This window comes from Spirosoma jeollabukense (genome assembly GCF_054777855.1).
Map to the genome: position 1 here is coordinate 250,357 of NZ_BAAHAD010000005.1, position 14,113 is coordinate 264,469.

Annotated in this window: 13 protein-coding genes; 2 read left to right on the forward strand and 11 right to left on the reverse strand. The window is 51.6% G+C overall.

The window, feature by feature from the left end; translation table 11 throughout:
- Positions 1–15 precede the first annotated feature (15 nt).
- Positions 16–1,758: a gamma-glutamyltransferase gene (gene ggt, locus ACYVEA_RS20450; RefSeq protein ID WP_461115289.1), complete on the reverse strand. Its 1,743-nt coding sequence runs from the start codon at positions 1,756–1,758 to the stop codon at positions 16–18.
- A 408-nt stretch (positions 1,759–2,166) separates the two neighbouring features.
- A complete protein-coding gene (locus ACYVEA_RS20455; RefSeq protein ID WP_461115290.1) occupies positions 2,167–4,449 on the reverse strand; it encodes an aconitate hydratase in 2,283 nt (760 codons plus the stop codon).
- Between the two features lie 308 nt (positions 4,450–4,757).
- Between ACYVEA_RS20455 and ACYVEA_RS20460 the strand changes: the two genes are divergently transcribed.
- Positions 4,758–5,231, forward strand: a complete 474-nt coding sequence (locus ACYVEA_RS20460) for a CHRD domain-containing protein (RefSeq protein WP_461115291.1) — start codon at positions 4,758–4,760, stop codon at positions 5,229–5,231.
- A 125-nt stretch (positions 5,232–5,356) separates the two neighbouring features.
- On the opposite strand, the gene ACYVEA_RS20465 is transcribed toward ACYVEA_RS20460, so the two are convergent.
- From ACYVEA_RS20465 to ACYVEA_RS20475, 3 genes are all read right to left on the reverse strand, one after another.
- Positions 5,357–6,265 (reverse strand): Nif3-like dinuclear metal center hexameric protein, encoded by a 909-nt coding sequence (locus ACYVEA_RS20465; RefSeq protein WP_461115292.1) that lies wholly within the window; start codon positions 6,263–6,265, stop codon positions 5,357–5,359.
- A gap of 106 nt (positions 6,266–6,371) precedes the next feature.
- Positions 6,372–6,842, reverse strand: coding sequence for an Hsp20/alpha crystallin family protein (locus ACYVEA_RS20470; protein WP_461115293.1), 471 nt, complete (start codon positions 6,840–6,842; stop codon positions 6,372–6,374).
- Positions 6,843–6,905: 63 nt separating this feature from the next.
- Positions 6,906–7,172 (reverse strand): hypothetical protein, encoded by a 267-nt coding sequence (locus ACYVEA_RS20475; protein WP_461115294.1) that lies wholly within the window; start codon positions 7,170–7,172, stop codon positions 6,906–6,908.
- Positions 7,173–7,641: 469 nt separating this feature from the next.
- On the opposite strand from ACYVEA_RS20475, the gene ACYVEA_RS20480 reads away from it, so the two are divergent.
- Positions 7,642–8,442, forward strand: coding sequence for a CHRD domain-containing protein (locus tag ACYVEA_RS20480; protein WP_461115295.1), 801 nt, complete (start codon positions 7,642–7,644; stop codon positions 8,440–8,442).
- A 93-nt stretch (positions 8,443–8,535) separates the two neighbouring features.
- Here the strand turns inward: ACYVEA_RS20480 and ACYVEA_RS20485 are convergent, their stop codons facing one another.
- The 6 genes from ACYVEA_RS20485 to allB form a co-directional block, all read right to left on the reverse strand.
- Positions 8,536–9,768 (reverse strand): M20 family metallo-hydrolase, encoded by a 1,233-nt coding sequence (locus tag ACYVEA_RS20485; RefSeq protein WP_461115296.1) that lies wholly within the window; start codon positions 9,766–9,768, stop codon positions 8,536–8,538.
- A gap of 88 nt (positions 9,769–9,856) precedes the next feature.
- A complete protein-coding gene (gene uraH / locus ACYVEA_RS20490) occupies positions 9,857–10,192 on the reverse strand; it encodes a hydroxyisourate hydrolase (RefSeq protein WP_461115297.1) in 336 nt (111 codons plus the stop codon).
- Positions 10,189–10,695: a 2-oxo-4-hydroxy-4-carboxy-5-ureidoimidazoline decarboxylase gene (gene uraD / locus ACYVEA_RS20495; protein WP_461115298.1), complete on the reverse strand. Its 507-nt coding sequence runs from the start codon at positions 10,693–10,695 to the stop codon at positions 10,189–10,191. The genes uraH and uraD overlap by 4 nt, the downstream gene beginning before the upstream one ends.
- Positions 10,696–10,698: 3 nt before the next feature.
- The gene (gene allE, locus ACYVEA_RS20500; protein WP_461115299.1) at positions 10,699–11,445 is read right to left on the reverse strand and encodes a (S)-ureidoglycine aminohydrolase; all 747 of its coding nucleotides are present in this window, start codon (positions 11,443–11,445) and stop codon (positions 10,699–10,701) included.
- A 28-nt stretch (positions 11,446–11,473) separates the two neighbouring features.
- Entirely contained in the window at positions 11,474–12,739 is a 1,266-nt protein-coding gene (locus tag ACYVEA_RS20505; protein WP_461115300.1) for an allantoate amidohydrolase, read from the reverse strand.
- Positions 12,732–14,075, reverse strand: a complete 1,344-nt coding sequence (gene allB, locus ACYVEA_RS20510; protein WP_461115301.1) for an allantoinase AllB — start codon at positions 14,073–14,075, stop codon at positions 12,732–12,734. Before allB ends, ACYVEA_RS20505 begins: the two co-directional genes overlap by 8 nt.
- Positions 14,076–14,113: the final 38 nt, after the last annotated feature.

Sequence of the window (14,113 nt, forward strand, 5' to 3'; positions counted from 1 at the left end):
CCCGTTTGGCAACGGCTAGTAACCAGCGGCCTGACCATCTTTACGCATTTCGCTCGCGCCCCGGTAAATTCGGTTCACGGCATCCCACTGAATGGCCTGATACCCACCAAAAAAATCCGTCCCGGTCAGGTGATGCCCGCGCTTTTCAAGCTCCGTCCGCACATCGCTCGAAACTCCGCTTTCGAGCGCCAGCCGTCCGCCATCGGTCATGAGCCCGCCAATGGGCTCACCACTGCCGGAATGACTAAATCGGGCCGCATCGCCCGCTTCCTGAACGTTCATCCCGAAGTCAATGATGTTGCACAATACCTGTACATGACCCTGGGGCTGCATGGCGCCACCCATGACGCCAAAACTCAGAAACGGCTCGCCATTTTTGGTAACGAAGCCGGGAATAATGGTCGAGAATGGGCGCTTACCCGGACTATAAACGTTAGCATGATCGGGTTGTAAGTTGAAGCTTGTCCCTCGGTTATGAAACACAAACCCCAGTCCGTCAGGCACCATGCCACTGCCAAACTCCAGCATATTGCTTTGGATTAATGACACCATGTTACCCTGATCATCGGCAACGGTCAGGTAGACCGTATCGCCGTTGCGCAGGGTCGGCATGCCAGCGTCAATGCGTTCGGCGGCTTTCTTTGGATCAATCAGCTTGCGTCGCTGGGCAGCATATTCTTTGGAAATCAGCCAGTTGAGGGGTATTTTAGTAAAATCTGGATCGGCATAATAACGCGCCCGGTCTTCAAAGGCTAACTTCTTGGCTTCTACCAGCACATGGAGGTAATCAGCGCTATTATGGCCCATTGTTTTCAAATCAAACCCTTCCAGCATATTCAGCATTTGCAGCACGGCAACGCCCTGGCCGTTTGGGGGTAATTCGTACACGTCGTACCCGCGATAGTTAACCGACACCGGCTCTACCCACTGGCTTTGGTGAGCCGTCAAATCGGCTTTGCGGAGATACAAACCCGCCCGACGAGCGTAGCGGTCGATGGCATCGGCGATTGAGCCTTTATAAAAAGCATCCCGCCCTCCACTGGCAATTTTCTCATACGTAGTGGCCAGATCCAGATTTCGAAATACCTGTCCTTCAGTGGGGGCTTTTCCCTCGATGAGAAACGTCTTACGAAAATTAGTAAACTCGTTGATAACCGTTTCCTGGGCGGTCAGGCGCTGAACGGCCACCTGCCAGGAGTAGGCAATCACCTGTGGAACGGGCACCCCTTCGCGGGCATACCGAATGCTGGGCGCCAGCAGTTTAGCGATTGGCAATTTGCCGAACCGTTTGTGCAGTTGAAACCAGCCATCCACGGTGCCCGGTACCGAAACCGACAACGGACCGTAAAGCGGAATCTGCGTACGGCTTCCCAGCATTTCTTTCATTGCCTGATACGTCAGCCCGCTGGGCGATCGTCCACTGGCATTCAGGCCGTATAGCTTTCGCTCCCTGGCCGACCAGACAATGGCGAATAGATCACCCCCAATTCCGCCATTATTGGGTTCAACTACGCCCAATGCCGCATTGGCCGCGATGGCTGCATCGACGGCTGTGCCACCCTGTTTCAATACGTCCAGACCAATCTGGGTAGCCAGCGGATGGCTCGTCGCCACCATACCCTGTCGGCCAAGTACCGGGCTCCGGGTAGCAAAATTAAGTCCAGTTAGCCGGTCACCTTTGCCGGTCTGCTGCCCATGCAACCGAACAGTCGTCAGCAGCAGCCCCATCAATACGTACCCGAGATATAAAATTTTCATCTGACGATAAGTGGTAAAGTGTTTCGCAACGAGCCGTACCTTAATTCGAAGCGGTGTCACGGATCGTTGTAAAGCACTTTAGTTAGTTTAGTCCTGCGTACAACATCCCCTTCTCCATTTCTTTCACGGCTTTGATGGGCGGCTCTGGCTTCGATCGCCACAAACGTCAAGGAAGGATTTTGGCTGGCTGTCGACGTCGGGCAGGGACCATTCAGGTTGATCAAGCTAAGCAAGCCTAGTCAGAAAGTCATCAATTGTGGATGGAAAAACGATGTCTGTAAAAGCGTTGATTTCCGCTTTTTTTACTGTAAAAGCCTGTAAACTCCCGATCTCATATGCATAAAAACAGGTCGGCCGATTGTCAATTGACAATCGGCCGACCTGTTTTACTACTAAAAATAGGGTTGCTTACGCGCTCTGCTTCATCCGAATGATATTCAGGGCAGCACCCGCTTTGAACCACTCGATCTGACCTTCGTTGTACGTGTGGTTAACCAGAAACTCATCCGTCGTGCCATCGGCGTGGTGCAAGACGATTTCGAGCGGACGACCTGGTGCGAATTCCGTCAGGCCTTCGATGTCGATGGTATCGTCTTCCTGAATTTTATCGTAATCGGCGGGGTTAGCGAACGTTAAGGCCAGCATACCCTGCTTTTTCAGGTTCGTTTCGTGAATACGGGCAAATGAACGTACCAAAATGGCCCGAACACCCAGGAAACGGGGTTCCATAGCCGCGTGTTCACGGGATGATCCTTCACCGTAGTTTTCGTCACCTACCACGATTGACCCGATGCCAGCGGCTTTGTAAGCGCGTTGTACAGCCGGCACTTCACCATATTCACCCGTCAGTTGATTTTTTACGCTGTTGGTCTTCTCATTGTAGAAGTTTACCGCGCCAATCAACATGTTGTTCGAAATGTTGTCGAGGTGACCACGGTATTTCAACCACGGACCTGCCATCGAAATATGGTCGGTTGTACACTTGCCTTTCGCTTTGATCAGCAGTTTCAACCCTGTCAGGTCGGTCCCTTCCCAGGGAGCAAACGGAGCCAGCAGTTGCAGCCGGTCGGACGTTGGACTAACGATAACCGAAACACCCGAACCATCTTCAGCGGGCGCCTGGTAGCCCGCGTCGTCGACAGCATAGCCTTTTACCGGTTGCTCGATACCCTGCGGCTCATCCAGTTTCACCTGCTCGCCGTTTTCATTGGTCAGCGTATCGGTCATCGGGTTAAACGTCAGGTCACCGGCAATCGCAAACGCGGTTACGATTTCGGGCGAGGCCACGAAGGCGTGCGTGCTGGCGTTACCATCATTCCGTTTGGCAAAATTCCGGTTGAAAGACGTAATGATCGAGTTCTTCCGGGTTGGATCGTCCATATGACGGGCCCACTGCCCAATGCAGGGACCGCAGGCATTCGCCAGCACAACCCCACCAATTTGTTCGAACGTATCCAGCAGACCATCCCGTTCGGCCGTAAATCGAACCAGTTCAGACCCCGGCGTTACGGTGAACTCCGCTTTGGTTTTCAGATGCTTGGCGGTAGCCTGAGCGGCAATAGACGCCGAGCGGGTCATATCTTCGTAGCTTGAATTGGTGCAGGAACCAATCAGACCAACTTCCAGTTTGGCGGGCCAGTTATTTTCCTTGACGGCTTTGGCAAAGTTAGACAGCGGCCAGGCCAGATCGGGGGTGAATGGACCGTTGATATGGGGCTCCAGCTCCGACAGATTGATTTCGATCAGTTGATCGTAGTAGGCTGCGGGGTCTGCATACACTTCCTCATCCGAGCGGAGGTCTGCTTTCACGGCCTGGGCAGCATCGGCAATTTCAGCCCGGTTGGTCGCCCGGAGGTAATCGCCCATCTTGTCGTCGTAGGCGAAGATCGAGGTAGTAGCCCCAATCTCAGCACCCATGTTACAGATGGTACCTTTACCGGCTGCCGACAGCGTTTCGGCGCCTTCGCCGAAGTACTCGACAATGCAACCGGTGCCCCCCTTAACGGTCAGGATACCCGCAACGCGAAGAATAACGTCTTTTGCCGACGACCAGCCACTCAGTTTGCCGGTCAGTTTAACCCCGATCAATTTCGGCATTTTCAGTTCCCAGGCTAAACCCGCCATCACGTCGCAGGCATCAGCCCCACCGACACCGATGGCGATCATACCCAGTCCGCCCGCCATTGGCGTATGCGAATCGGTACCGATCATCATGCCCCCCGGAAATGCGTAGTTTTCCAGCACCACCTGGTGGATGATACCACCGCCTGGTTTCCAGAAACCGATACCATATTTATCAGAGACAGACGCCAAAAAGTCATAGACTTCTTTGTTTTTGTTTCTGGCAATATCTAAATCCTGCTCCGCTCCTACTTCAGCCTGAATCAGGTGGTCGCAGTGAACCGTTGATGGAACGGCTACCTTTGGCCGACCGGCCTGCATGAATTGCAACAGGGCCATTTGCGCCGTTGCATCCTGCATGGCTACCCGGTCGGGTGCGAAATCCACATAGGCTTTACCGCGCTCGAACGAGCGAGTCGGTTGGGCCGACGAACCAGGCCCAGCAAATAAGTGGCTGTATAAAATTTTCTCCGACAGGGTCAGCGGTTTGCCCACTGCCTGCCGGGCTGCTTCGACGCGTTCGCCGAGGTTAGCGTAAACGCGCTGAATCATGTCTACATCAAAAGCCATAGCAAGTAGGAATAAAAAAACAGGTTACTAAAAGTACATTCTATAATGACAACCAATGAATTCATAAAATGGATTCTGGTTAGTGGGTCAAAATTAGAAGATTCTTGATCGTTTTGGAAATATTCATCGAAATGGGTGGCAGAACGTATCTATATAACCCCTTCATTATACCATTTACTCTGTTTATAGTTGATTTTTTATGGCATAAATAGATAATCAAGCTATCTTGGCAACCAAAATAGCGCTAAGCGGTTAAACTCAGTATTGATTAACGGCCTTATTCGTTGACGCACAGACACTAACTGATTATGAACAAAAAGAACACTCTCTTATCGATTGCAGCCCTGCTCACAGTAGGGTTGGCCTTAACGTCCTGCCTTGACGACGAGAATCCGTATACCGTAGGACTGGGCGTAACGCCACCCACTATGTTGACGGCTACCCTGACCGGCGCTGGCGAAAAACCTACCTCAACGACGGTGGCGGCAACCGGCACATTTACAGGCAGTTTGAATACGACAACCCGTGTATTGAGCTATACTGTAACGTATCAGGGCTTTACGGAACCACTGACAGGTGGCCACCTGCACAAAATTACCGCAGCGAATGGCACCGGACCCGTTGACATTCCGTTCCCATCCTTAACGAGTCCGATCATTGCCACAACTGCCGCTCTTCGGCAGGGTCAGGTAGATAGTCTGGTGGCGGGACTATACTATGCGAACTTACATACCGCTACGTATCCAGCGGGTGCCATCCGGGGCGATGTCAAAAAGCTGTAACGTTAAGAGGTTTCCCATTGCATAAACAAGCCGCCTGGCTACGTAGCCAGGCGGCTTGTTGTAATTCGTAGCTACTACCTTCAGGGGGTTGGGGGTAAATCGAAACACCTAATATTTCCGCCCACTCACTCATACGTGAAGGGATTACCCGAGGGAATGTAGCTGATGGGCAGATCGGGTAACTGAGGCTTCAGCCAGGGAACCAGCCACGCCATCCCGGCGGCTTCACTCATAATGTGGCCGAGTACAACCAGAGAAATCGTTTGTCCCTGCCGTCGGGCATCCCGAATATACTCGGGCGTTTCCCACTCGCTGGCTTCTCCACACAAAACAACGTCGGGTTTGGCTTGCTCGATAGCCGCGATCTGATTCCGCCCGCCCGCGGCTCCCGGCAGCAACAAAACCCGCTGACAACTCTGTGCCCTGTCACCAACAACCCGAACCATTTTGATGTCCAGTTTCGCTTTCACCTGCGTTATGAGCTGATGCAGGGGTGTAGCGGGCAGCGTCAGTACGCCCCGATTCTGGGCATCAACGTACTTCTCCCATCCTAACGCAGACAGCATGCCTGTCCAGATGCCATCCGGTCGGTGGGAATGCCAGTAATCATGAAATCGCCAGACAGCGATGCCGTGTTTGGTCAGCAGTTCCTGCTTGTGCTGAAAAACAGGATCGTTTTTCAGCCAATCGGTTTCGTCAGCGTGGTTATAAAACGTCGGTTCGTGGGCAATGATGAAGTTAGCCCCGGCGGCAATCGTTTTTTCAATGACCTCACTGGTCGCAAACATCGTTGACACAATACCGGTCACCTTTTGGGACGCGCTACCTGATTTTAACGTATCGACCGTCTTGGGAAACGGCGCATTGGGAATTGTTTTAAGAATAATGTCCATTACCTGGCCAACCGTGAACGACGGTGGGGTTTCCCGACCGTGTCGGGCTTGCGTTAGTAGCGGTGTGTTAATGAACATCGACGTTCCTACGGCTTTGGTCAGGGTGGCGACAAATTTTCGTCGGCTGGGTTTATGGTGCATGTTGGTCTTCCGATTTTAAGCACCAATAATAACCAACTTTAGCCACAAAAAAGCCAGACCGAATCATCGGTCTGGCCTTTTTACTTAAGTTCACTACGTAACCAGCCTAGCTCACCGTGATGGTTTGTGCCGGTTTATTCGTCGCTGGATTTTTGGGCAGTGTCACCTTCAGAATGCCATCCGCATAACTCGCCGAGATGCTTTCCGTGACGACCTTATCGTTGAGTTTAAATGACCGCTCAAACGACCGGTTGCTGTGCTCCTGATACGTGTATTTGCCTGCGGTAGCCGACTGATCGTCGGCGGGTTGATCGGTCCCCTGATACGAAATGGTCAGTACGTCGTCTTTGACGGATAACGTTACGTTCTCTTTGGCCAGACCGGCCGCAAATAACGAGATGGTAAATTCGGTATCCGTTTCCTCAATATTTACCGGTGGCTTCTGATGAAATCCGCCAGCGTGGCGGCCAAAGAAACCACCGAATTTACCGCGGCCAAACGGACCGCCAAATCCTCCGCGACCCATTGGGCCACAACCACCTTTATTACCTGTTTCGAATGCGTGTTTATTATACATGATTTGTGTGTGTTTTAGTCTTGTGTTTACTGATTTTGTGGGATTGTTTTTTATTGTTTTGACTTAGGCGATGGGGATAATACGTCCAACATTACCCCGGCTCGCACCTGACCGATAGGCTGGATTGTCGATCGAGATTATGTCTGACGATTGCCAGTCACCCCGACCTAGCTGACCAAATCCCCGTCGTCCCATCAACCGTGGACCGACTACCCTGGCCAGCAGGAACAGTCCCGCGCCTACCAGAAGGATTTTAAGAATGAGTGTTAATAGAAACAGGGCCAAACCGACCGCCAGCGCTACAGCCGCTACTCTCCAAATGATGTTCATGTTGTTTATAATTTAATGGGTTACAAAAGTCCTGTTGATCCGGAAGCGGGTTGAAGCTGAACTAAGCGGTAGAAAATCTGACGTTTTGTTCAGGGCCCTCGCTTCCTGGTTGGGGGCTTTACTAGGGATGACGGCGATGCTTTTGCTTTTACTTTAAAAAATCACAAACTTTTTTCTAAGGCATGCTTACAGGAGGCTACTGTGACTAAGTATTTCCTACAGTTATCATCAATATTTATATAATCCACCTTATTGATTGTCAATAATTTACTTTACCTTGACAATCTTTTCATTACTCAAATAAAAAATTCTAAATTTCAAGAAAATAAACGATCGCTAAAGACATCCAGCTTGGTGTGGACTGCGTTAATACGACCAAATGCGTTCGGCTGAACGACATTTTTCCGTAATCGATTGCCAATCATTTCCTGTATTTTTTCATCCCTTACCCATTAACTACATCAAAAAAATGAGCAAAAAATCTACCCTCCTGTCCGTAGCCGTCCTGCTTGTCGTCAGCTTTACACTCATGTATTGCAATGACCACCAGACCTTTCCATCAAATGCGAAAATTCAATTAGTGACTACCCTGAGCGGTGCCGGGGAGAAACCAATCTCCGTTGTGTCGCCGGGTATGGGTTCGTTTGTTGGCACAATCGACCGGGCTACCCGCGTGCTGAGTTATACCCTTACGTATTCAGGTATAACGCCCACAATGGGCCACCTGCACCGCATCACTTCGGCCAATGGAACCGGTCCTGTTGAGATCCCCTTTACCAGCCTGGCCTCGCCCATCATTGGCACCGCTACGCTGACTACGGACTCCCGGGTGGATAGTTTGATCAATGGATTTTATTACGCCAATCTGCACACACCCATGTATCCAGCGGGTGAAATTCGGGGGAATGTCCGGGTGAACGGGCAAATCAAATTAACCGCTACGCTGAACGGGGCCAGTGAAAAACCCACGCCAACCCCGTCGGCAGCAACGGGTGCGTTTGTTGGGGTCGTCGATCCAGCCACCCGCGTGTTGAGCTACACCGTTACGTATTCGGGCATAACGCCTGCGATGGGCCATCTTCACCGCATCAATGCGGCCAACGGCACAGGCCCCGTCGAGATCCCATTTACCAGTCTGACCTCGCCCATCATCGGGACCACTACGTTAACCACCGCTACCCGGCTGGATAGTTTATTCAATGGCTACTATTACGCCAACCTGCATACGCCGATGTATCCCGCTGGCGAAATCCGGGGCGATATCAAGTAGTTTTTTAAACGCTTCAACGCAAAAAATCCCGGTCAGGTCTGACCGGGATTTTTTGTGATACGGTTTACTACGTTGCCTTCTGGCATTCGCCGGTCAACCTACAATTTTCAGGATTGTCTGATACAGCACGTCGCTTCCCAGAGCCAGATCGTCGTACGAGGCATATTCCAGCGGGTTATGACTGATACCGTCTTTACAACGAACGAAGATCATCCCATAATCGCAGGCTTCCGACATCACGAGGGCATCGTGGAAAGGACCACTGACCAGTTCGGGTGCCTCCAGCCCTAGATCGACGCAACTTTCCCGAATCGTATCTTTGATCCAGTCGGCGCAGTAACTTGATTTGATGTCGGTATCGACGGTCAGTTCGTAGGTGAGTCCGTGGGTCTGGGCAATAGCCTCAATCTCTTCTTTCAGCTGGCGTTCGCATGTATCCCGGCGTTCCATGTCAATATCCCGGAACTCCATGGTCATATTCACCGATTCGGGAATAATATTCCGGGAGGATGGAAACACGTTTAACGTACCGACCGTACCGACGGTTGGCGCGGGCGTGAACTGCGACGCGATTTCGTTAACGGCCACCACGACTTTGGCCGCTCCCAATAACGCATCTTTACGCAATGGCATCGGTACTGACCCCGCATGACCGGCCATCCCGTTCAGATTCAGGCTTAGCAAAAGTGGACCGGCAATGCCACTCACAATGCCAATCGGCTTGTTTGTTTTATCTAAAATCGGCCCTTGCTCAATGTGCAGTTCAATGAAACATCGAATGCTGCCGGGGGCATATTCATCGTCCTTGAATCTGGTTATGTCGCAGCCAAAGTCGAATAAAGCCTGCTCGCGCGTGATTCCGTCCTTGTCCTTACGTTGCAGCTCACCCGCTTCCAGCTTCCCTAAAATTCCCCTCGATCCAAAAAGACCTTTGTTGAATCGCCAGCTTTCTTCATCGGCGAAGGCAATCACGTCAATACTACTGTCGGGCACGATGCCTTTTTCGGCAATGGTAATAACGGCTTCAATCGCGCACAAAACGCCCGCAATACCATCGAAACGCCCCCCATACGGTTGTGTATCCAGATGAGAGCCGGTCATCAAAACGGGCGCATCCGGATTTTTGCCGTTGAGCCGACCGATTAAATTTCCAAAGCTGTCTATACGTACCGTCAAGCCCGCAGCTTCCATCCAGCCTCTGGCGTGTTCAAACATTTTCTTCTCCAGGGGCGAATGGGCCGGGCGACACATGCCGGTTTCGCCAATCCGGCCAATCTCACTCGAAACTTCAAAGAAATGCCGAAGGCGTTCTGCGTTAATGTTCATTATGAAATGGTTTAGTAACACGGGTGGAAACCCGCAAGCCTAAAAAAAGTGGGTTTTCACCCGCAACGGCGGACCGTGCGCGTTACTGTCACGAACCGCGATAGGTGGAATACCCAAATGGATTTACCAGCAGCGGTACGTGGTAATGCTCGCCGGTCGTTATCTGAAATGGTATTTCGATGTATGGGTAAAATGTAACGACCGCAAGCTGTTCGAAATAAGCGCCGGTTTCAAACCGCAGTTTGTAAATGCCCGTTGGTAAGACGGTTTCTTTGGGTAATAAATCACCGATTCGCCCGTCGGCATTGGTGAACCCCCGCGCGACTTCGGTCCATTCCCGGAGCTGCTGATACAAAACGATACTCACCCCTTCGGCTGGTTTGCCACGGGTTGTATCGAGAATATGCGTGGTGATGAGGCTCATGGCGTGAGTAGTTTTTCCAAACGTAGTTTAGTAATCTTGTTCTGCTCCTGCATGGCAATCAGGATTTCTGTTTCCGGGCTGTTCGGCAAGCGGGCGTTCAGGATATCCAGCATTTCCCGAGCCGATTTTCCCGTGGCACAGACGATAAAAATATAACCAAATTTGGCTTCATACCGCCGATTTCCTTCCGATAAATCTTCCAACACCTGCTGTGAGGCTACCGAAACACCCGACTGTTCACCTGCTGCCCAGGCTTTTGTACTAGCAAATTTCTCCCGCAGCGAATCCATATCGCCAATTTTTGGATGATGGCTGAACGCTTCCCGCCAGTCGCTTTCAGAACAGGCAAACCAGATGCTTTCCGCTTGTTCGAACAGGCTTTCTTCACTCTCGACAGGAAAAACTTTTGCCAGTTCATTCACCCAGGCCGTTGACCCGCAACACGTAGCCAGCGCTTCTTTTAGCTCAGCAGGCGGCAACTGATTTAATTCCGGCAGTATCATCAATTAAACAGTTGTTGGAAAGCGGTTAACATTCTTGTAGTAAATATAAACCGCGGGTTCTTTGCCCATCGCCGTGAACCACTGCTGACAATAGGGCGCCATCCAGATCGAATCCCCTTTTTTGATCGGATACCAGTCCTGATCGAGCCTATACACGCCCTGCCCTTGCAGATACATCAGGCCATGTTCCATAATATGTGTTTCGACAAGCGGCAAGTGCCCCCCCGGATCGTAGGTAAAAATATTGACCGCCATATCGAATGACAATTCTTCGGGCAACAACACCTGCAACCGTAAGGCCGGATCACCCATATACATAGGGTCCGCTACGTTTGCGGCATCCCCGAAAATCACCGAGGGCACGTCATAGCCATCCAGTTTTTCGTAGACTTTATGAAACGTAAGTAGTTGAGTACCCGCTTCCGGTTTATCAAGCGTATACGATTTGCCAATGGGTATATAAACGAACTGGCCGGTCGTCAACATGTCAGATTGCGTGCCAACGCTTGCCCGGCATCGCCCACTGACGACATAGAAAAACAGTTGCGAGGCTTTCGTTGTGCCAACAAGTTTGCCGTCCCAATTCATTGTGATGAGCGTCTGGCACAGATTGGCCCCCATTTGCTCATTGATAATGACATTGACCGTGCAGTTGTCCCAGCCGGGCACGCGACTATTGATGTATCCGTCGGGACTGATGACCGCGTGATTGCGTTTGACAACGGACCGGGTAAGAGCAGATATTTCCATGTTCTCTACGTAGTTGGGTATTCGTTTTTTATAATGCTGGCGTTCCAGCAGGCCATAAATCGGCAATAAGTTTATCAAAAAACGTATCGGCAACGCGAAGGGTGGCGGCCATATCGCGCAGATCCACATTTTCCAACGGATTGTGACTGATGCCTTTGAAGCAACGCACGAATAACATGGCAATGGGCGAAACCTGCGAAATCGGAACACCATCATGTCCGGCACCACTCACCAACCGAATGACGTCATACCCGCTTTCGGTTATTGATTGCGCCAGCAGTCCATTCAGGGCCGGATCACAGGCGACCGGTGCCGTTGCCTGAATCAGATTCCAGTGGAAACGGGTGTTCCGTTCTGCGCAGATATTAGCGCATACTTTCTGTAGTTTTTGGTAGGCTGCCTCCAGCGCTGCCAGGTCATGACTACGCACGTCCAGACTACACATAACTTCACCGGGAATGACATTACTGGCGGCATTCACTACGTTCAGTTTGCCAACCGTAGCAACCAGCGTAGCTCGGCTGGCAACGCCATATCGTTCGACTGCCAGAATAAATTCGGCGGCCGCGCACAAGGCATCCTGGCGCATATCCATTGGCACCGTTCCGGCATGACCAGCCATGCCGGTAAAGGAAATTTCGACTCGTTTCTGGCCAGCGATGGCGGTTACAAGGGCCACCGGTACGTTGCGTTCATACAAAACCGGCCCCTGTTCAATGTGAACTTCGAAATACCCTAACCAATCGTCGGGCTTAATCGCGTCGTTGACCAACCGAGCGCTGTCGCCACCCATTGACTGAATGAGGTCGCCCAATGACGTACCGGATTCGTCTTTCCTGTCAAGCAGAGACGGATCAAACGAACCCGCGACGACTTTGCTGCCAAGGTAGGTCGTGTGAAAGCGCACCCCTTCTTCATCGCTGAACGCAATCAATTCCAGCGTAAAGGGCAGTATTTTCCCCGATCGAATCAGGTTGTCAATCAGGTACAGGCCCATAATCACGCCCAGGGGTCCGTCGAACTTCCCGGCATTGACGACCGTGTCCATGTGCGAGGCAATGACAATTGTCTTCGCGCCAACGATCGGACTCACAAATCGGCCCCTTACGTTACCAATGGCATCCACCCGCGTTTGCAGACCAATATCCTGCATCCATGTCTGTATCAGGCGACTCCCCTGCTGAAAGGCAGTCGTGCCAAATGTGCGATTAATACACGTCGGATCGTCGCTGAGTAAAGCCAGTTTGTTGATCTTATCCAGTACGTTTTCCGCCCGCTTCTGATAGTTAGTCATTTCGTTGATAAATCACTTTCCCGGCCTTCAACTTCACTATCTCGCCATCCTCAAAAACCTTTACACCACCCAGATACGTCTGCTCAACTACGCCATATAGTTCCTCGCCCAGATACGGGGTAATTTTGTGTTTATGCTGAACAATTTCGGCGGATACAATGAACGAATCTTCCGGATTCCAGACAATCAAGTCGGCGTCGTACCCTACCGCGATACGTCCTTTTTTATGGACTATACCCATCAATTGGGCGGGTTTCTCGCTTAACCACCGGGCCATATCTATTACGTCAAAACCGCGCTGCCGGGCGGCCGTCCACAACACGGGCAGGGCCAGCTGCAACGACGCGATGCCACCCCAGGCTGTCATGAAATTGCCGCTTTGCATTTGCTTTAGATCGGGCGGGGCGGGCGAATGGTCGGTGGCAACGAAATCAATGATGCCAGCACGTAGTGCGTCCCACAACCGGTCATTATTTTCTTTTTCCCGGATGGGTGGCGCACATTTGAATTGCGTCTGGCCATCCCGAATCATTTCGGCGTTGAAAAACAGATAATGCTGCCCCGTCTCGACCGTAATCGGCACCCCTTTTTGCTTCGCCCTGGCAAGTGGTTCAATCGAATTGGCCGACGACAAATGCACGATGTGGGTCCGGCAATTGTATTCTTCGCACAGCCGGATCATCATGGCAACGGCGGTATCTTCCCATTCTTTTGGCCGGGACGACAGGTAATTTTGATACGACCAATTATCGCCGGTGGCTAATTTTTCGTCGGTCGATAGTTCGCAATGCACCAGTAACGGCAACCCGTGTCGGGCAATAATGGGCATCGCTTTACGCAGATCGTCTTCCGTTACGTTCGGAAATTCGTCGATGCCGGAATGCGTCAGGAAGGCTTTGAAACCTAGTACGCCTTTGTCAATCAGTCGCTCAATTTCGTCCGTCTTTCCGGGCACCAGTCCGCCCCAGAACCCGACATTCGTATGCAGTTGCCCGCTGGTGGCGGCAATTTTCTGGTCGAACGCCTGCGCCGTTGTCGTCACGGGCGACGCGTTCAGCGGCATATCCACGAGCGTTGTCAGCCCACCCGCTATGGCGGCCCGGGTGGCGGTTTCGAAACCCTCCCAATCCGTCCGACCCGGTTCGTTGATGTGGACGTGCGGGTCGATAACACCCGGCATCAAAATACTATCCTGAATATCGACTACGTCGGCGCTAAAACCATCCGGCAACTCCGCAAGAATATCCGCAATCAGGCCATCTTTTACCAGAACGACTGCCTGCCGGATACCATCGGGGGTAAGAATTTTATTTCCTACAATTGCGACATCAACCATACGGCTAAATAGAAAAAAATGGCTAGTATAGAGGTCAA

What these genes read in the sequence shown, in the direction of transcription:
- ACYVEA_RS20485 (WP_461115296.1), bottom strand. Translation starts at nt 9,768, where the DNA reads ATGAACATTAACGCAGAACGCCTTCGGCATTTCTTTGAAGTTTCGAGT.
- allB (WP_461115301.1), bottom strand. Translation starts at nt 14,075, where the DNA reads ATGGTTGATGTCGCAATTGTAGGAAATAAAATTCTTACCCCCGATGGT.
- ACYVEA_RS20505 (WP_461115300.1), bottom strand. Translation starts at nt 12,739, where the DNA reads ATGACTAACTATCAGAAGCGGGCGGAAAACGTACTGGATAAGATCAAC.
- ACYVEA_RS20480 (WP_461115295.1), top strand. Translation starts at nt 7,642, where the DNA reads ATGAGCAAAAAATCTACCCTCCTGTCCGTAGCCGTCCTGCTTGTCGTC.
- allE (WP_461115299.1), bottom strand. Translation starts at nt 11,445, where the DNA reads ATGGAAATATCTGCTCTTACCCGGTCCGTTGTCAAACGCAATCACGCG.
- ACYVEA_RS20460 (WP_461115291.1), top strand. Translation starts at nt 4,758, where the DNA reads ATGAACAAAAAGAACACTCTCTTATCGATTGCAGCCCTGCTCACAGTA.
- ACYVEA_RS20455 (WP_461115290.1), bottom strand. Translation starts at nt 4,449, where the DNA reads ATGGCTTTTGATGTAGACATGATTCAGCGCGTTTACGCTAACCTCGGC.
- ACYVEA_RS20470 (WP_461115293.1), bottom strand. Translation starts at nt 6,842, where the DNA reads ATGTATAATAAACACGCATTCGAAACAGGTAATAAAGGTGGTTGTGGC.
- uraD (WP_461115298.1), bottom strand. Translation starts at nt 10,695, where the DNA reads ATGATACTGCCGGAATTAAATCAGTTGCCGCCTGCTGAGCTAAAAGAA.
- ACYVEA_RS20465 (WP_461115292.1), bottom strand. Translation starts at nt 6,265, where the DNA reads ATGCACCATAAACCCAGCCGACGAAAATTTGTCGCCACCCTGACCAAA.
- ggt (WP_461115289.1), bottom strand. Translation starts at nt 1,758, where the DNA reads ATGAAAATTTTATATCTCGGGTACGTATTGATGGGGCTGCTGCTGACG.
- uraH (WP_461115297.1), bottom strand. Translation starts at nt 10,192, where the DNA reads ATGAGCCTCATCACCACGCATATTCTCGATACAACCCGTGGCAAACCA.
- ACYVEA_RS20475 (WP_461115294.1), bottom strand. Translation starts at nt 7,172, where the DNA reads ATGAACATCATTTGGAGAGTAGCGGCTGTAGCGCTGGCGGTCGGTTTG.